The sequence below is a fragment of the Altererythrobacter sp. GH1-8 genome, from assembly GCF_043702085.1.
Lineage (GTDB): Bacteria > Pseudomonadota > Alphaproteobacteria > Sphingomonadales > Sphingomonadaceae > Erythrobacter.
The window spans coordinates 1,689,301-1,706,957 of record NZ_CP171690.1 but is presented as its reverse complement, the minus strand read 5'-3'; the positions used below and the strand labels follow the sequence as shown (position 1 = coordinate 1,706,957).

Here is a 17,657-nt window from a genome sequence, read left to right as displayed (position 1 = left end):
ACACCCATTTGTTCTATTTATGTTCTCTTGCGGATCGAGGCAACGTGAAAGGTAATTCAATGCGAATGTCTCTGGTGGCTTGCGGTTGCGGTGCGCTCGCGATTGCGATTTCGGGATCCGCGCACGCGCAGGAGTTTCAGGTCTTCGACCATGACCTCGGCACAGTTGAGGTTACAAACGACAAAGGGCGCGCTTTCAACCCGACTGCAATCCACTTGGGCAAGCCAGATGGCGGCGCGGCCTATATCGATAGAAGCTTCAAGGAAGCCTTGTATGAGCCACTCATCCGGCAAGCTGAAGCGCGATACCAATTGCCGCCTCGACTGCTTCAGGCCCTGATTTGGCAGGAATCGCGGTTCAACCCGATGGCAATCAGTCCGGCTGGCGCCGCTGGGCTCGCTCAACTCATGCCGGGAACGGCAAGAGAACTTGGTGTCAGCAATCGCCACGATCCGGCTGAGAACATCGATGGCGGCGCGCGGTATCTGAAGCAGATGCTAGAGCGCTTCGGTGCGATCCATCTCGCGCTGGCCGCATACAATGCTGGTCCCGGCGCCGTGTCGCGAGCCGGCGGAATACCGAAAAATCGTGAAACACCTGGATATGTGAAGAGCGTTATCGACCGATGGATGGCATACGGTTCGATATGACTACGAATCGGAAAAGGATCAGCGGACGGCTCGAGCACCTTCCTCGGGGAGCCGTAATTGTAACCGATGCCGGAGATCATTGGGTTCTCGAAGACTACGAACCCTCAAACAACGACTTTGGATTTGAGGTTACCGCAGAGGGTATCGTTGTCGGGTTCGACCGCCTTCGCGTCGAATGGCTGGGGCAGGTGCCCGCCTAGGAGCAGGTCAAGCGGCTCTCAAAACAGCAATGTTTTGCGCTTTGCCGCCGATGGAATCGAGGAAGTCTGCCCAATCCTGCAGCATTGCACGACGGGGAGCGAGATATTCGGCAGCATTGTATGCCCCGCGAACCTCGTTCTCTTCGCTGTGTGCCAATTGCAGTTCGACCCAGTCTTCATGATATCTGCGGATCCACATCGGTGGTTCGCCGACCTCGACCAGCTGCTCATTCGCCCAGGTGCTCGCCAGACCCCTGAAGCCGTGAACAGTTTGTCGCCCGTGGTAACCGAGGCGATAGAGGCCATAGATCATCGTATTCTCGGAAAGCGGCATCTTGGGCTTCTGGCCTGGAAAGACGTATTCGCCTTCGGACTTGCTGATCATATCTTGAGCAAGAGAAGCGGCTTGTCGCGACAAAGGCACGATATGCTCGCGGCCCATTTTCATCCGATCAGCGCCAATGCGCCAAACTGGTAAATCTCCGACTAGACCTTCAAACTCGTGCTTCTTGGCGAACCGGAGTTCCTTGGTCCGGACCCATGTAAGAAGAGCAAAGGTCAATGCCGCCCGCGTAATTTCGGATCGTCTCTCACCCTCTTCCTGGTATCGCTCCATCTTGATGATGAGTTCGGGTAGCTGTGCCAGAGGCAGCTTCGCCATATGCTTGACCCGAGGACGTGGCTTCAAAGCCCCCCGAAGATGCGCCGTTGGATCGGAATCGCAAAGTCCGCTGGCAATCGCGAACTGGAATACCTGACCAATGCATTGCTTGGCCCGTCGACTGATGTCGAGCGCGCCGCGCTCCTCGATCTTCCGAATGACCTTCAGGACTTCTGGTGGAGTTATCTCATGCATCATGAGCTCGCCTAAGACAGGAAGCACGTCCTGCTCCATCCGCGACCACACGCGCTTCGCATGGGCGGGATTGAGACTACTTGCTCTGTTCTCATGCCACATGGTGGCAATCGCCCTGAAGGTCTTAGCCTCTTCGAAGTCCCGACCCGGTTTGTGAACCATCGGGTCCCTGCCTTCGGCCAGCACACCCTTGGCAGCTCTCTTGAGTTCTCTTGCGGCCGCTATTCCGACTTCGGGGTAGGCACCGAAAGAAAGCAGCTTCTCCTTCCCGTGGTACCGGTATTTCAGCCGCCAGAGCTTCGAGCCGTTCTTTTGCACCAGGAGGAATAATCCCTCCCCATCCGCAAGCTTGTATGGACGCTCAGCCGCCTTCGCTTTTTTGATCTGAATCTCACTCAAGGCCATTGGGGGTATCGCTCCTTTTCGCTACCCCCGGAAAATACCCCCAAAATACCCCCACACCAAATCCGGCTTCAAGCGAATGCATGCGCACGCAAGCGGACGCGAATCACTCACATCATTCTGTTTTAATTGAAGTTTACGGATGTATGCGGAAGCAAGCGAACCCATGCGGATTCGAGATTGGTAGCGGAGGAGGGACTCGAACCCCCGACACGCGGATTATGATTCCGCGTATTACCTTAAGGTTTCTGCGGGGTTTGCACTTGCCTGTTGCACTGGTGTTGCAACGGGCTGGTTCAAACGTCAGCTTCCGAGACCACGCAAGGGGACTAGCAAAGTCCGAAATTGGGGTGGGAAGCGGACGTTCAGCATTTCGCCCCAAAGGCGGCTGGAGATCAATTGCCGCTAGGCTGCAGCATTACATCGCCCTCTTTGGAGACTCGCTATAGTTGCTCTAGCCCAAAAGAGCGAATGATTGTCACATTAAGTCTCCTCATCGAGTGTCGACATGTAGGCTAAGAAAAACGACACGAAAGGTGTCGCAAATGCCAACACGGGAACAACGTAAATTAAGCCAGACTCTACTGACCATACGAATTCGAGCAGGTGTCCTAGTGATAGGAAGAAACCTAGCGCGATACCCCCGCACAAATATGAGAGCTTTGGTAACCCTACCTTGTGAGACAGAAGAGCTATTACGAAAAAGAGAGGGCCCAAAAATAATACCGAGTAATGAAAAAGGTCTCCCCATCCGACGAACATGTAAACCAACATGACGATACAAATCGGCGTAAGAACGCGTTTTACTGCTGCTGGCATCATGTCATTTCGTCCGAACATCCACGATATGAACAGGGAAGCGTCGCGGCAACAAACGTAACTGCAGTGACGAGCGAAGTTGCATCCTCATTGGGTAACAATAATCGCCAACTCTTGAGTCCGCAAATGGGTCGTTAGCGGACCAGCCGCTTTTAGCACTTAGCCCGCCGATGCAGACTGTCGGCTTTCAGGATGCCGCCTGGAGCTAATTACCGGCAGCTGATGGGGTGGAATGCGGACGATTGGCTTGTTTCTGTCGGAGGGCAATGTCCTCAATTTTGCCACGCTGTCCAATTGTTGTTAGTCAGTTCGGGAAAAATTTGGGGGTATATTTCATGATGACCGTGCCGGAGCAGTCTCACGCAAATCCGGCTGCAGCGTCTGGACGTGTTGAATTCGTCGATGCGCTTCGAGGGTTCGCCTTATTCGGTCTCCTCGTTGTGCACTCTATCCAGCACTTCGGAGCGGGATTCAACGGCCCTACATCAGAACCATGGAGCGTGGTGATCCACACCATCTTCGCAGGTAAAGCATTCGCGATCTTTGCCTTACTTTTCGGCTTCGGATTTGCGACGATCATGGCGAACCAACGGTCGCGCGGGATCGACTTTACCGGGCGCTTTGTCTGGCGCCTTGTGCTTCTCTTGCTTATCGGCACCCTTCATTCGCTCATCTACAGCGGCGATATCCTGCAAGTGCTCGCTCTTATGGGATTTCTCCTGATCCCGCTCGACCGGGTTCGCAGCAACTTGGTGTTGCTAGCCATCGCAGCACTTTGCTTCCTTCAAATTCCGCTTCTCGCCCAAGCCCTGTTGGCTCACTGGGGGAGTGCGTTTGCGGGGTCAGTGCCATATGTTGTCGCAGGTCCGGCTTCCCAGGCTCTAACAGAAGGCAGCTTCCTGGACGTCACTTTATATAATGCGACAGGCGGCCTTGCGGGCAAATGGTCGTTCAACTGGTCGACCGGCAGGGTGAGCGAGATTGCAGGACTTTTTGTCGTTGGCGTAGTCCTCCAGCGGACAGGTATGTTTGCTAGACTTTCGCAAGAGCGCCACCTCGCTTTGAAAGCGGTGACCATCGGCGGCTTGGTGCTGGCCATGACGATCCTGTTCGGGAAGCCCCTGTTGCCCACCAGCTCGGCGGCTGGTGAATTCGCGATTTGGCCATTCAGTGCCCGCTGGATTTACGAGCAGTGGTTCGGCCTGGCGCTGATTACCATTCAAATCGGAATTCTGGCACTACTGTGGAATTCGTCGGCCCAATTCCTAGTCGGGATATTCAAGCTGCCGGGCCGCATGACCCTGTCGCTCTATGTGTTGCATTCCGTTCTCGCTGCACCGTTCTTCTATGAATATGGTCTGGGAATGTGGGACGACCTGTCGCCTCCGAATGCCGTTTTTGCAGCGATCATCTTCTTTGCGCTTCAGATCGCGTTCGCCAAATGGTGGTATGCTCAATATCGCTATGGCCCGCTTGAATGGACATGGCGGGCTGCGACTCTTACCGATTGGAAAGTGCCGATGCGAAACCATCCGCAATCAGCTTGAGAGGCTTACAAATTTTAAGCCGCCAAGGATAGTGAAGGGTCGTCCGCAATTGGGTCGTTAGCAGTCTGTCTGCTTTTGATGATTTGATCCTCTGAGCCGCACAAATGCAAATAGCTGACAACGCTGGCGCAGATCACCTCGCGCGCGCGAGAAAAGCGGGGTTAGCGTTTAGACGAGCAATTCCCTGCGCTCTCATCACTTTGCCTACAGAGATTTCACCGCCCCTTACCCTGAAGTCTGAATTGGGGATGCGCGAAATCTCGATTGGCGCCGGTCCTCAAGATTGAGCTACCAGGGATCAGAAAGCCCCCCCCCTGTCCCTAGCCTGCCATTCAGAACAGGGGGCCAGAGAATTTAGAAAACTACGCAGCTCTGACTCCGGTCGAACGGGGAATTTCCTCATGTCGCACACTTGTTGCACGGACCAGCCGGAAATGATCGGAAAGCACCGAAAAACGGCGGAAAAGCGTGCAACAAGACGCAACAATGCAAATAGCCAACTCATCGGCCATTTTGAAAAGAAATCAAAATAAATCAGATGCTTGTTTGGTAGCGGAGGAGGGACTCGAACCCCCGACACGCGGATTATGATTCCGCTGCTCTAACCACCTGAGCTACTCCGCCCCGAAAGGCCTGCGCAGGGCCGAAAACCCCCACGACAGGCGGCGCATTTAGGGCGGCATTTGCGCCGGGTCAACACACGTTTCGCCTGTCCTTGCCGCAGATCAGCGATTGCCGCGAAAAGCGAACTCGCGCACCGGCTCCCACGGACCTCCACGATACCGAAACAGGCCGATCCCGCGAAAGGCGAAGGCGCGCGGTTCGATCATCTCATCTAGTTCTGCCTGCAGCGCCTTGGCTTGCGTGCTTGTGACCTTGTTCTGGATGGTCACATGCAGGCGCGGACTATGCTGGTCCTGCTGAGTAAGGAGCCCATGGAAGCGATCCGCAATCTCCGCCCGCAGAGACCGCATCTCTGGGCTTTCCAGTTTCAGCGCTGTGCCGCCACCAAGGCTCATCAAGCCAACCAGCCTTGCGGCAACGGGCGCATGTTCCTTCGCGAGCGCCTTGCAGCATTCGATGACCTCAGGCTCGCAACCAGCAGGCAATGCGTGGAACAGAGTTACATGCGCTTCCAGATAATTGCGATCCGGCGGAAAATGTGCGGTGCGCAAAGCCGTGGCCCAATTATGCAAGTCCTGGGGCAGCAGCGCGGTCAGGATGAGAGGCGGTTGTTCACTCGAGTTCATCGAGAAAGGTCAGATCCCGTTTTCAGCGCGAAATCTGCGCCACTCGGCAACGTTGCGGTTGTGCTCCTCAAGCGTATCGGCAAACACATGCCCACCACTGCCATCGGCAACGTAATAGAGGGCCGTCGTCTCTTCCGGATTCAGCGCTGCCTTTATCGCCGCTCTGCTTGGGTTGGTAATTGGCCCTGCAGGAAGGCCGGCAATGGCGCGCGTATTATAGGGATTGGGATCGCGGAGCTCTGAAACGCGGATCATGCGGCCAAGCGGCTTACCCTTAGTGATCGGATAGATCGTTGTCGCATCCGCCCCCAGCATCATGCCGATCCGAATGCGGTTGGAGAGAACGCCGGATACCTTGCCGAGTTCTTTTTTATCCTGCGTTTCCTTCTCAATAATGGACGCAAGGATCACGGCCTCTTTCTTGGATTTGACCGCAGCATTGGGACTGCGCTGCTCCCACGCTTCATCAAGGTAAGTGCCCATCGCGCGCTGCATTCGTGCGAGTACCGCTGCACGCGGCTCGCCGCGTTCGAAGTCGTAGGTTTCCGGCAATACCGAACCCTCTGGCGGAACGTCAATTTCACCGGTCAGTAATTGCTCCGCCATCAGCCGCTCGAACACCATGATAGAGGGCATGCCTTCAGGGATGGTGACAAAGCGGCGGATCACATCTCCATTTTGAAATGCACGCAGAATGTCTGACTGATCCATACCGACGGTCAAATTGAACTCGCCCGCCTGAATGGGCTCGCCGCTGCCAAAAATCCGAGCATTGAGTAGGAACCCGTCAGCAGAAACGATCAGCCGCTGCTCCTCCAAATCTTCCGCCACGGCCGTGAGCGATGAACCCGGCTCGATCGTGAAAGTCGTATCGACCTTGATCGTGGCCGCACCAAGTGCGGTCGTCACAAGCAAGGTGCCCGCAGCGACGACGGCGAACAGACCGGCCGCGAGGATACAGCCGAGCTTCTTCATATAGCGATTAGTCCACCTTCTTCATGATCAGCGATGCGTTGGTCCCGCCAAAGCCGAAACTGTTGTTGAGCACGGCCCGCACGTCACGTTGCTTCGCTTTCAAAGGCACAAGGTCAACACCTTCAGTGCCTTCATCGGGTGTATGGAGGTTGAGCGTCGGCGGAACGACACCATCGCGCATCGCGAGAATGCAGAAGATCGCTTCCACCGCGCCAGCACCGCCCAGCAAATGCCCGATCGCGGACTTGGTCGAGCTCATGGATGCACCCGCCAGATCAGCGCCGAGCACACGCTTGACCGCAGCAAGTTCAATCGTGTCCGCCATGGTGCTGGTGCCATGCGCGTTGACGTAGTCAATGTCGCCAGGGCCCATGCCTGCCTTCTTGAGCGCCATCCGCATGGCGTTTTCCGCGCCCTTGCCTTCGGGATGCGGGGCAGTGACGTGATAGGCATCGCCCGACAGGCCATAACCGACCACTTCGGCATAGATCGTGGCGCCGCGCGCCTTGGCATGTTCGTATTCTTCCAGAACGACAACGCCAGCACCCTCGCCCATTACGAAGCCATCGCGATCCTTGTCATAGGGGCGACTCGCTTCGGTCGGGCGGTCGTTCATGCTCATATTGAGCGCGCGCGCCTGCGCAAAGCCTGCAACGCCAAGTGGGTTGATGGTCGATTCTGCGCCACCCGCCAGCATGATGTCGGCATCGTCATCCTTGATCATGCGCGCCGCATCACCAATCGAGTGCGCACCGGTCGAACAGGCCGTTACCACGGCATGATTCGGCCCCATCAAGCCATATTTGATCGAGACCTGTCCGCTTATCAGGTTGATCAGCCGGCCATGGACGAAATGCGGAGAAACGCGCCCCGGACCGCGCTCGTGCAAATTGACCGACTCGAGCTCTATGCCGGGAAGACCCCCGATCCCCGAGCCTATCGAACACCCGGCACGCAACTTCATCTCATCGGTCATTTCCGTGAGGCCTGCATCTTCAAGCGCTTGGCCGGCTGCATCAATGCCATAGATAATGAACGGGTCGACCTGCCGCTGAACCTTGTGATCAACTCGCTTATCGGGATCGAACCCCCATGCATGATCGGCAGGCTTTACCTCACACGCAATCTGGCACTTCTGATCGGTTGCGTCGAAGCGCGTAATCGGGCCTGCGCCGCTTTCCCCTGCGATGAGGTTTTTCCACGAGGTCTCGACATCACCGCCCAACGGCGTCACTAGACCCAATCCGGTTACGACCACACGGCGCATTCAAACTCTCCGGCAAGCAATTACGCAAAAACGAAGCAGGCCCAACCCGGGTGGGCTGAGCCTGCCTAAGCTCCCAAGTTGCGCGTCAGCTGTAAAGCGGTGCGGGCGAGTTAGCCCCAATTGCCCGTGCCAGCGCAGGAGCGAGCCAATCGAGCTTAGCCCTTGTGCTCTTCGATGTACTTCGTCGCGTCACCAACAGTGGTGATCTTTTCGGCAGCATCGTCAGGGATTTCGACACCGAATTCCTCTTCAAACGCCATCACCAGCTCGACGATATCGAGGCTGTCTGCACCCAGATCGTCGATGAAGCTGGCTTCCTGAGTGACCTTGTCACCTTCGACGCCAAGATGCTCGACAACAATTTTCTGCACGCGGTCGGCAGTATCGCTCATAACAAACCCTTTTTTGACTGGATTTTGAATTTCGAAACTCGCCCTAATCAAGGGTGAGGGTTAGCGCAAGGGTAATAGAATACCCTTGCAGTGGTGACTATCAGGACGAACCTTCCTTCTTAGTTGGTTCCACAATTCGCAAATGCAACTCCCGAAGCTGTTTCGGCTCAGGCAGGCTAGGCGCGCCCATCAGCAAATCTTCTGCCTTCTGATTCATCGGGAAGAGCGTGATTTCGCGAAGGTTCTGCGCCCCGCACAGCAGCATCACAATGCGGTCAACACCTGCAGCCATGCCGCCATGCGGCGGCGCGCCATACTGGAACGCACGGTACATGCCGCCAAAGTCGCGCTCGACATCTTCCTGCGAAAGCCCCACAACTTCAAAGGCTTTGACCATAGTTTGCGGCTTGTGGTTCCGGATCGAGCCCGACGCGAGCTCGAACCCATTGCAGACGAGGTCATACTGATACGCTTTGATCGTCAGCGGGTCCTGCGTCTCCAGCGCCTCCAGCTCGCCCTGCGGCATGGAGAACGGATTATGTGAGAAGTCGACCTTCTTTTCGTCCTCGTCATATTCGTAGAACGGGAAGTCGATGATCCAGGCGAATTCGAAGCGGTTCGCGTCGATCAATTCAAGCTGCTCAGCGACGCGGATTCGCGCTGCCCCTGCGAGCTTCGCCGCATCAGCTTCCTTTCCGGCCGCAAAGAACAGGCCGTCATTTTCGCCAAGGCCCAGCTCTGCATAGAGCGCCTGCATGCCCTCTTCGCCATGGTTCTTGGCGATCGGCCCGCCGAACTCGCCGCCCTTGCGGGTGACATAGCCGAGGCCTGCAAAGCCTTCCTTGCGCGCCCAGTCGTTCATGTCGTCGAAGAACTTGCGGCTCTTTTCATGCGTGCTTGGCGCAGGGATCACGCGGACCCGCCCGCCCCCGCCCACGATCTTCTCGAACAGGCCGAAACCAGACTTCTCGAAGTGCGACGTGACATCGGAAATGATCAGCGGGTTGCGCAGGTCCGGCTTGTCGGTGCCGTATTTGAGCATCGCCTCTGCATAGGGGATGCGGGGGAACTCGCCGGCGGGCGTCACGTGCTTGCCGTCGGCAAATGCCTCGAAAGTCCCGGCAATCACCGGTTCCATCGTCTCCCAAACCTCTTCTTGCGTAACGAAGCTCATTTCCAGGTCGAGCTGGTAGAATTCGCCCGGCAGCCGGTCGGCCCGCGGGTCTTCGTCGCGGAAACAGGGCGCAATCTGGAAATAGCGGTCGAAGCCGGAGACCATCAGCAACTGCTTGTAGATCTGCGGGGCCTGCGGCAGCGCGTAGAACTTGCCCGCGTGAATGCGGCTCGGCACGAGGAAGTCGCGCGCGCCTTCGGGTGAAGATGCCGTCAGGATCGGCGTTGAGAACTCGTTGAAGCCGATCGCATTCATCCGCTCGCGCAAATCGGCGATGATCCGTGTCCGCTTCATGATATTGGCGTGAAGTGTTTCTCGGCGCAGGTCGAGGAAGCGGTACTTGAGGCGGATGTCCTCGGGATATTCCTGCTCGCCAGCGACGGGCATTGGCAGCTCTTCTGCGGCGCTCTGCACGGTGACTGCCCGAGCGAACACCTCGATCTCACCGGTTGAAAGGTCCGTATTGACCGTTTCCCGGGTGCGTGCCTTCACATCGCCGTCGATCGTGATGACGCTTTCCGGACGCAGCTTTTCAAGTACTGCAAGCGCAGGCGAATCCTCGTCAGCCACGATCTGCGTCATCCCGTAATGATCGCGCAGATCGACGAACAACACGCCGCCATGGTCGCGCTTGCGGTGGATCCAGCCTGACAGACGCACACTTTCCCCGACATTTTGTGCGGAAAGCTGTGCGCAATTGTGGGTACGATAGGCGTGCATCTAAAATCTTGTCCTGTTCGGGTGTATGACGCTAAGGGCGCGCGCGAGAAAGGGCGCAGGGTAACCTCTAGCGGTTTCAAGCGCGCGCTAACAGGGCAAGCGGGTGGCTTTGTCAAGGCTCCCCGCAACATCAGGGCTTCGGCCCGAGAGCGGCACTCCGCTCAACGAGTAGAAAAGACGAATGAAAATACATGATCTTATAACGACTTCTGACGCGCTGGCCGAGCTTTGCGCGCGCCTTGCCAAGTCGGATTTCGTCGCGGTCGATACCGAATTCATGCGCGAAAACACCTATTGGCCAGAGCTTTGCCTGGTCCAGATCGCGGATGAGAACGAAGCAGCCGCAATTGACCCTTTGGCAGATGGTCTTGACCTTGCACCCTTGCTCGACCTGCTGACTGGCAATGAAGATGTCCTCAAGGTCTTCCATGCGGGCGGGCAGGATGTCGAGATCATCGTCAATCTCACCGGAAAGACGCCGCATCCGATCTTTGACACGCAGATCGCGATGATGGCGATCAGTCAGTCCGAGCAGATCGGTTATGCCAATCTGGTCGAGACCTGGCTTGGCATTACCGTCGACAAGGGCGCGCGCTTCACGGACTGGAGCCGCCGCCCCCTGACCGATAGGCAGATCGAATATGCGATCGGCGACGTAACGCATCTGGCCACGATCTTCCCAAAGATGCTCCAAAAGCTGATCAAGACCGATCGCGGGTCCTGGCTCAATGCGGAGATGGACAAGCTCGGCGATCCGTCGAATTACATCACCGATCCCGATCAGGCATGGCGGCGCATTCGCCAGCCAGGCCGAAATCCGCAGGTGCTCGGCCGGTTGAAGGCGCTGGCTGCCTGGCGCGAAGGGGAAGCGCAGCACAAGAATATCCCGCGCGGGCGGATAATGCGTGACGAGACCTTGGCGGATATAGCCAGCCATCCGCCCAAGCAGCAGAGCGACCTTGCCAAGGTTCGAGGGCTCTCTTCCGCATGGCGCGACAATGACATCGGCAAGCGGTTGATGAAAGTGATCGCGAACGCTGAACCGCTCGACAAGGGTGAGTTGCCTGAGAAAATGAAGCGCGGCGCGCCACTCGGCAAGGAAGGCGTGCTAGTGGCTGATTTGCTCAAGCTGCTGCTCAAGATTCGGGCCCGCGAGATCGATGTGGCCGCGCGGCTCTTGACCAAGGCAGACGAGATGGAAGCGCTCGCTGCCGGGGTGCGTGACCTGCCCGTGCTTGAAGGCTGGCGCTATGAAGTGTTCGGACGGGACGCGCTGGAACTGGTTGAAGGCAGGACCGCTTTCGCCGTCAAGAATGGCAAGCTGGTCATGACACATGTGGACGACATGCAGGCGAGCATGGAAGAAACGCTGGCGGCAGAATGACCCGCTAGTGTCCACTTACCTCCCAACCATCAAGCAGCTGCAATATCTCGTCGCCTTGCACGAGCATGGCCATTTCGGGCGCGCGGCAGATGCAAGTTTCGTCTCGCAATCGACGCTATCCGCAGGCATTCGGGAGCTCGAATCGCTGCTGGGCGTGACGCTGGTGGAACGCAGCCGGCGGGTGGTGCGCTTTACAGCGCTCGGCGAGCAGGTGGTTGCGAAGGCGCACAAGCTGCTGCGCGAGGCAGAGGAACTTTCCGACCTCGTGCAAGCAGCGGGCAAGCCCTTGTCCGGCGAGCTGCGCATGAGCGTCATCCCGACGATCGCGCCTTTCATGCTGCCGCGCATCCTGCCCCGGCTGAAGCAGGAACGCCCTGATCTCAAGCTGCTACTACGCGAGGAAACCAGCGCTGATGCGGTCGAATCGCTCCAGCATGGCAGGGCTGATTGCGTGCTGCTGGCGCTTCCCTTCGATACCGGAGAAGTCGATGCAGAGCACATCATGGATGATGCGCTCTATGTCGCGTTTCCCAAGGATGATCCACGCGACCCGCCCGCCGAAATCCCCCCATCCATGATCGACGAAGGCCGCTTGCTGCTGCTGGAAGATGGCCACTGTTTGCGCGATCATGCGCTTGCGGCATGCAACCGGCCCGAACTGCGCGCGTCTGCCAGCATGATCGGCACCAGCCTTCATACTCTCGTGCAGATGGTGGACAATGAACTCGGCCTTACCATGCTGCCGCAAATGGCGCTCGATGCAGGGATCCTCAACGGGACGCAAGTCGTCGCAAGGCCGCTCAAGTCGAACAATGCCAGCCGCGAGATTGCGCTGATCTGGCGCAAGAACAGCCCGCGCGCGGAAGACTTCAAGTTGCTGGCGGAAGAGTTGCGGGCTGGCTAGCCGCGCAGCTAAGCCTCAAGCGGTCGCTGGCTGAGCTTCGGCCTGCTTTTTCTCAACGAAGCGTTTCACTTTTTTCGCAGCGATCATGGGCACGATCACTGAAAGCGCAATCCCAGCGAGCGAGCAGAAGCCGAGCCAGATGGCCATCGCCGTACCGCCTGCTTCATACATTGCATAAAGCACCGGCACCGCCAGGATCACACCGCGCACTTCATTGAAGATAACGGCTACGAAGCCAACCTTCAGGAAAACGCCGAGAAATGATGTAAGTGTTGCACTCATGCAGCCGGGTTAGCTGCAATAGGTTGAGATTAGGTTGACTGCTGGCGAACCCGTTTCGCCACCTCGAGGACAGTCAGTCCATGTGCTTAAGTCCGACGCGCAGATAATCCCAGCCTGTGATCAGAGTTAGGATCGCTGCTGCCCAAAGCGCAGTCAGGCCGACCAGGTGGACGATCTGGTCAGACATCGGCTTGCAGTCGACCAGAACCGAAGTGCAAGGGGGGCCAAACAGCCCTCCGCCTCCGATAATGGCGCCGAGCGATACGAGCTGGAACGTCGTTTTCCATTTGGCAAGTTTCGAGACCGGCACGGAAACCTGCAAGCCGCCAAGGAATTCGCGCAAGCCCGACACTGCGATTTCGCGCACCAGGATGATGAGCCCTGCAAAGACGTGGAAATCGCCAACCACCGGTCCGCGCAGATAACCCTGTGCAGTGAGAACTAGGATCACCGCAGCCACCATGATCTTGTCCGCGATGGGGTCTAGGAACATGCCGAGCTTGGATACCGTGCCTTGCGAGCGTGCGAGATACCCGTCGAAGTAATCGGTGATCCCGATCAGGCAGTACAGAACAAAGCCGATCAGGTAGCCCAGCTTCCATTCCGGCCACCACAGGAAAAAGGCGAGCAATGGAATCGCCAGGATGCGTGACAACGTAAGGATATTCGGCAGCGTAAGCATGACGCTACATCTCTAGCGAGTCGCAGCGCCGGGTAAAAGGTGCTCCGGCGGATGTGATGTGGGTTGTCCCCTTGCGCGTATCCTCTATGGCTAGGCGATGGATGACGCTCACAACGTCGCGCTGCGGCGGAGGCTCTGATGACGATGAGCACGCATCTGCTCAGGCAGCGGCGCTTTCTCCCGCTGTTCTGCACGCAGCTGTTCAATGCCTTCAACGACAATCTCTACAAGACAGCGATGGTGCTTTTCGTCGTTTACTCCGTCTATAATGACGAGAGCAAAGAGGCGACGTTCAGCGCGGTCGCCTCGGCGTTATTCATCCTGCCGTTCTTCATCCTGTCTGCCCTTGCTGGCCAGCTTGCCGATATGCGTGACAAGGCAGCGATCATCCGCAAGGTCAAGGCCTTCGAAATCATCCTGATGCTAATCGGGGCGAGCGGCCTGTACCTCGCATGGCGCGGATACGAGATGCCAGTGTCGATCCCGCTTGGCTTCATGACCATCGAGACATCCTGGCCAATCGCCATCATGCTGTTGGCGCTGACGCTGACAGGCGTGCAATCGACCTTCCTTGGGCCGATCAAATACGCGATCCTGCCTCAGCACCTCCAGAAGGAGGAAGTGCTGGCAGGCACGGGTCTCGTCGAAGCGGGTACTTATATCGCGATCCTTGCAGGGACGATCCTCGCCGGCTGGATCCCGGTGGAATGGGCTGCGGTCGGGATCATTGCCACATCGATCCTGGGCTATCTCACCAGTCGTTCCATCCCTGATGCCCCACCCCAAGGCGGAGCAGAGAAGCTCGACCTGCATATCCTGCGCGCATCGATCGAGCTCATTCGCCGCACGATGCATGACAAGCAGATCTTCTACGCGATCATCGCGATCAGCTTCTTCTGGACGATCGGAGCGGTGCTGTTCATCCAGTTTCCGCCCCTCGCCAAGAACACGCTGATGGCATCGAAGGAAGTCGCCAGCCTGTTTCTTGTGGTATTCTCGGTCGGCATTGCGATCGGTTCCGTGTCGATCAACGCATTGTTGAAAGGCGAAGTGTCCGCGCGCTATTCACCGATCTCGGTCATCGCAATGGGACTGTTTGTGGTCGCCTTCTATGTGGTCTGCCGATACTGGGAATCCTATGGCATGACTGAGATAATGGGCGTCTCAGAATTCCTCGCATGGCCGCTTGCCAGCCTGATCATGCTCACGCTGCTCGGCATTGCGATCGCAGGCGGCATGTTCGTAGTCCCGCTTTATGCCTTTCTCACGACGCGCAGTGCCGCCGATCAGGCGGCAAGGACCATCGCTGCGAACAACATCGTTAATTCCGGCGCGATGGTCTTTGGCTCCCTGATCGCGATAGGGCTGAGCGCGCTGGGGGTGCCGGTGGTGGAGCAATTGCTCCTGAGCGCGGCGATGTGCCTGATCTCAGCCTGGCTTGGCAAGCGTTTGCACCGGGCTGAACTGGAGCACCCTCACCCGATTGGCAATGAAGGCGTGTACTGAGATTCGCGTCAGGCGATGAACACCAGCACCGCTGCAAAAACCGCGACATAGGTGCTGGCAAAGCCGCGCACGTCCTTCTGAGTCAAGCGCCAAAGGCTCTCGGCAGGGGCTGCATATTCATCGGAACGGACATGCGCTGGCAGTGTCGAACGAAAGGGGTGACGCGATTGCTCGTCAGTAAGGACAAGAGATCTTCTCATGCCCCAGATCTTAACGATTTCGTAACCACAAAATAGAGGGAATCCCTAGCCTGTCGCAACTCGGGACATTAACCAATCGAGGTGCCAATTCCTGTGGAAAATTAACCACTTGATCGACCGTTGCGATCGATTAACCTCATCAGCCCGACGATCCCGGTTAAAGCCCGCCCATCTTGCAGATGATCTTCCATTCCGCTGGCGTGATCTCAGCGACGGAAAGCCGGGACAATCGCACCAGCTCACAATCAGCCAGTTTCGGCTCAGCCTTTATCTGCTTCAGAGTGACGGGGGTTGGTAGCTTTATCTTCGGCTTAACCTTGACCGCAGCCCACTTGCCTTCAGGATCGGTTGGGTCGGTGATCCCGGCAACACTAACTTCACAGATACCAACGATCTCCAGCCCTTCGCGCGAGTGGTAGAAGAAGGCCTCTTCCCCCACCTTCATCGCCGCGAGATTATTCTTCGCGCGGTGGTTGCGCACGCCATCCCACACGCCTTCTTTCTCTGCGACCAGGTCGTCCCAGCTGTATTTGAAAGGCTCCGATTTCATCAGCCAATAGCGCGGCACTCAAGGTTCTCCTGCTTGCAAGACATCCCGTCCAAGACAAGCGGCTCTAACTCGCTCCAGCCTCGCGGGCCACCCCCAACGACAGGTATTCTGGCGAATTAACCGTATCTTTAGCCAGCTCACGCATACCCGCCCGTGTCGGCAACAGGGGTTCGCCGACCGAGCTGCATGGGGATAAAGGTAGCGCGACGATGACAGTGCCGACAATTCGCAAGGCAGAGCGAGACCTGATCGCGCTCGGAATAGCTGTCGCTGCCATTCTCCTGTTCGTTGCCACTGGCAGCAAGGTCTTGCCGAGCGTAGTTCGCTCGCTGTTTGGCAATGGCTCCAGTCCCGATCACCTGCTCGTAACCGCGCTTCTGCTCAACATCGCGCTCATTATTTTTGGCTGGCGCCGCTATCGCGAGCTGATGGAAGAGGTCGCCGAACGCCGTAAGGCCGAGGAGACTGCCCGGCGTCTTGCGGAGACCGATCCCCTGACGGGATGCCTCAATCGTCGCTCAATGGCTGAGGCGACAGAGGATTTGCGCGCGCGCAGCAATGCCCATGGCAAGTCGATCGCCTTCGTCATGGTCGATATCGACAATTTCAAGCAGATCAATGATCTGAACGGCCACACCGCTGGCGACATTGTCCTCACTACACTGGCAGACCGCCTGCGTGAGAAGCTTCCGAAGGAGGCGCTGCTGGCGCGCCTGGGCGGCGATGAATTTGCCTTCGTCATGCCATTCGACACATTGAACACCAAGCGGGTGGACGATCTTGTCATGCGGCTGTTCGAAAGCCTTGGCAAAGGCATCACGGTCAACAACACAAGGATCGAGGCGACCATGTCGATGGGTGTTGCGACGGATCGCGACGCATCAGGTTCGAGCGCCACTCCGGCTGATGCGGCCATCCTGATGCACCGCGCGGATATCGCCATGTATCATGCCAAGAAGAGAGGCAAGAACCGCTTCTACTGGTTTGAGCCCAACATGGAAAACGAGCTGCGCTTTCGCAACGAGCTGGAAATGGGGATCAAGCGCGGTGTCCTGGCGGGCGAATTTGTCCCTTATTACGAACAGCAGATAGACCTCGCCACAGGTGAACTTGTCGGGTTTGAAATGCTGGCCCGCTGGCATTCCCCCGAGCTCGGCCTGGTCAGCCCGGACGTGTTCATCCCAATCGCGGAAGATATCGGCGTCATTTCCGATCTTTCCGAACAACTGATCGAACGGGCCTTGCAAGATGCGAAGGAATGGAACGAGAGCATTACGCTATCGGTAAATATCTCGCCGATTCAGATGCGCGATCCCTGGTTCCCGCAGCGTCTGCTGAAACTTCTGGTCAAACACAATTTCCCCAATCATCGGCTTGAGATCGAGATCACCGAAAGCTGTCTCCACGAGAATGTCGGCATGGTCCGCTCGATGCTCTCCAGCCTGCGCAACCAGGGCGTGCGTGTCAGCCTTGACGATTTCGGAACGGGCTATTCGTCGCTCGAGCAGCTCCGCAGCCTGCCGTTCGACCGGCTCAAGATCGACCGCAGCTTCATCAGCGAATTACGCAAGATGGATGCCAATTCGAAGATCGTCGATGCAATTGTATCGCTTGGTAATGGCCTCGACATGCCGATCACCGCAGAAGGCATTGAAGATCAGCAAATCCTCGATGCACTCAAGAAGATGGGGCATTTGAAGGGGCAGGGTTACCTTTACGGAAAACCCGAGGATGCAATGTCGGTGCGCAAGCGCCTGGCGCAGGCAGGCAAGCTGGTCCCGATCGCCAAATCTCGCGAGCGGGACGACGAACCGGGTGAAGTGGCCACTGAGACGCACGAACCCGCCCCTGCCAGCGCGGCCAAGGGTTAGGCCGCAGAGCGCTTTCCGAGCTTTAC

17 protein-coding genes and 1 tRNA gene are annotated in these 17,657 nt (G+C 57.3%); 7 read left to right on the top strand and 11 right to left on the bottom strand.

From position 1 onward, the window contains the following. Nucleotides 1–65: 65 nt before the first annotated feature. Together ACG9DO_RS08335 and ACG9DO_RS08330 are read left to right on the top strand one after the other, a co-directional pair. A complete protein-coding gene (locus ACG9DO_RS08335; RefSeq protein ID WP_212451818.1) occupies nucleotides 66–650 on the top strand; it encodes a lytic transglycosylase domain-containing protein in 585 nt (194 codons plus the stop codon). Continuing rightward, complete coding sequence (locus ACG9DO_RS08330; protein WP_318245719.1) at nucleotides 626–850, top strand: DUF5818 domain-containing protein; 225 nt, start codon at nucleotides 626–628, stop codon at nucleotides 848–850. The genes ACG9DO_RS08335 and ACG9DO_RS08330 overlap by 25 nt, the downstream gene beginning before the upstream one ends. 7 nt (nucleotides 851–857) lie before the next feature. On the opposite strand, the gene ACG9DO_RS08325 is transcribed toward ACG9DO_RS08330, so the two are convergent. Further along, on the bottom strand, nucleotides 858–2,111 hold the full coding sequence (locus ACG9DO_RS08325; RefSeq protein ID WP_224800986.1) for an integrase arm-type DNA-binding domain-containing protein: 1,254 nt from the start codon (nucleotides 2,109–2,111) through the stop codon (nucleotides 858–860). A gap of 1,082 nt (nucleotides 2,112–3,193) precedes the next feature. Between ACG9DO_RS08325 and ACG9DO_RS08320 the strand changes: the two genes are divergently transcribed. Further along, complete coding sequence (locus ACG9DO_RS08320) at nucleotides 3,194–4,474, top strand: DUF418 domain-containing protein (RefSeq protein ID WP_394726995.1); 1,281 nt, start codon at nucleotides 3,194–3,196, stop codon at nucleotides 4,472–4,474. 547 nt (nucleotides 4,475–5,021) lie between these two features. Here the strand turns inward: ACG9DO_RS08320 and ACG9DO_RS08315 are convergent. From ACG9DO_RS08315 to aspS, 6 genes are all read right to left on the bottom strand, one after another. Continuing rightward, nucleotides 5,022–5,098 (bottom strand) — tRNA-Met (locus ACG9DO_RS08315). Nucleotides 5,099–5,199: 101 nt separating this feature from the next. Then, nucleotides 5,200–5,724 (bottom strand): 2'-5' RNA ligase family protein, encoded by a 525-nt coding sequence (locus tag ACG9DO_RS08310; protein WP_394726993.1) that lies wholly within the window; start codon nucleotides 5,722–5,724, stop codon nucleotides 5,200–5,202. Nucleotides 5,725–5,733: 9 nt separating this feature from the next. Further along, the gene (mltG, locus tag ACG9DO_RS08305) at nucleotides 5,734–6,699 is read right to left on the bottom strand and encodes an endolytic transglycosylase MltG (RefSeq protein WP_394726991.1); all 966 of its coding nucleotides are present in this window, start codon (nucleotides 6,697–6,699) and stop codon (nucleotides 5,734–5,736) included. A 7-nt stretch (nucleotides 6,700–6,706) separates the two neighbouring features. After that, on the bottom strand, nucleotides 6,707–7,966 hold the full coding sequence (gene fabF, locus ACG9DO_RS08300) for a beta-ketoacyl-ACP synthase II (RefSeq protein WP_394726989.1): 1,260 nt from the start codon (nucleotides 7,964–7,966) through the stop codon (nucleotides 6,707–6,709). A gap of 155 nt (nucleotides 7,967–8,121) precedes the next feature. Next, nucleotides 8,122–8,358, bottom strand: coding sequence for an acyl carrier protein (locus ACG9DO_RS08295; protein WP_219956098.1), 237 nt, complete (start codon nucleotides 8,356–8,358; stop codon nucleotides 8,122–8,124). 100 nt (nucleotides 8,359–8,458) lie between these two features. Further along, entirely contained in the window at nucleotides 8,459–10,252 is a 1,794-nt protein-coding gene (gene aspS / locus ACG9DO_RS08290) for an aspartate--tRNA ligase (RefSeq protein ID WP_394726986.1), read from the bottom strand. Between the two features lie 181 nt (nucleotides 10,253–10,433). Between aspS and rnd the strand changes: the two genes are divergently transcribed. Both rnd and ACG9DO_RS08280 read left to right on the top strand, forming a co-directional pair. After that, nucleotides 10,434–11,636, top strand: a complete 1,203-nt coding sequence (rnd, locus tag ACG9DO_RS08285) for a ribonuclease D (protein WP_394726984.1) — start codon at nucleotides 10,434–10,436, stop codon at nucleotides 11,634–11,636. Between the two features lie 7 nt (nucleotides 11,637–11,643). Further along, entirely contained in the window at nucleotides 11,644–12,540 is an 897-nt protein-coding gene (locus ACG9DO_RS08280; protein ID WP_394726982.1) for a hydrogen peroxide-inducible genes activator, read from the top strand. A 15-nt stretch (nucleotides 12,541–12,555) separates the two neighbouring features. On the opposite strand, the gene ACG9DO_RS08275 is transcribed toward ACG9DO_RS08280, so the two are convergent. Then, nucleotides 12,556–12,822, bottom strand: coding sequence for a hypothetical protein (locus ACG9DO_RS08275; RefSeq protein ID WP_394726980.1), 267 nt, complete (start codon nucleotides 12,820–12,822; stop codon nucleotides 12,556–12,558). A gap of 73 nt (nucleotides 12,823–12,895) precedes the next feature. After that, on the bottom strand, nucleotides 12,896–13,504 hold the full coding sequence (gene pgsA, locus ACG9DO_RS08270; RefSeq protein ID WP_394726978.1) for a CDP-diacylglycerol--glycerol-3-phosphate 3-phosphatidyltransferase: 609 nt from the start codon (nucleotides 13,502–13,504) through the stop codon (nucleotides 12,896–12,898). Nucleotides 13,505–13,642: 138 nt separating this feature from the next. Between pgsA and ACG9DO_RS08265 the strand changes: the two genes are divergently transcribed. Then, nucleotides 13,643–15,010 carry an MFS transporter gene (locus ACG9DO_RS08265; protein WP_394726976.1) on the top strand — a complete coding sequence of 456 codons (1,368 nt, stop codon included), beginning with the start codon at nucleotides 13,643–13,645 and terminating at the stop codon, nucleotides 15,008–15,010. A gap of 8 nt (nucleotides 15,011–15,018) precedes the next feature. On the opposite strand, the gene ACG9DO_RS08260 is transcribed toward ACG9DO_RS08265, so the two are convergent. Next, nucleotides 15,019–15,210: a hypothetical protein gene (locus tag ACG9DO_RS08260; RefSeq protein ID WP_394726974.1), complete on the bottom strand. Its 192-nt coding sequence runs from the start codon at nucleotides 15,208–15,210 to the stop codon at nucleotides 15,019–15,021. A gap of 157 nt (nucleotides 15,211–15,367) precedes the next feature. Beyond that, nucleotides 15,368–15,760 carry an EVE domain-containing protein gene (locus ACG9DO_RS08255; RefSeq protein ID WP_394726972.1) on the bottom strand — a complete coding sequence of 131 codons (393 nt, stop codon included), beginning with the start codon at nucleotides 15,758–15,760 and terminating at the stop codon, nucleotides 15,368–15,370. 209 nt (nucleotides 15,761–15,969) lie between these two features. Between ACG9DO_RS08255 and ACG9DO_RS08250 the strand changes: the two genes are divergently transcribed. After that, nucleotides 15,970–17,631, top strand: a complete 1,662-nt coding sequence (locus tag ACG9DO_RS08250) for a putative bifunctional diguanylate cyclase/phosphodiesterase (protein WP_394726970.1) — start codon at nucleotides 15,970–15,972, stop codon at nucleotides 17,629–17,631. Nucleotides 17,632–17,657: the final 26 nt, after the last annotated feature.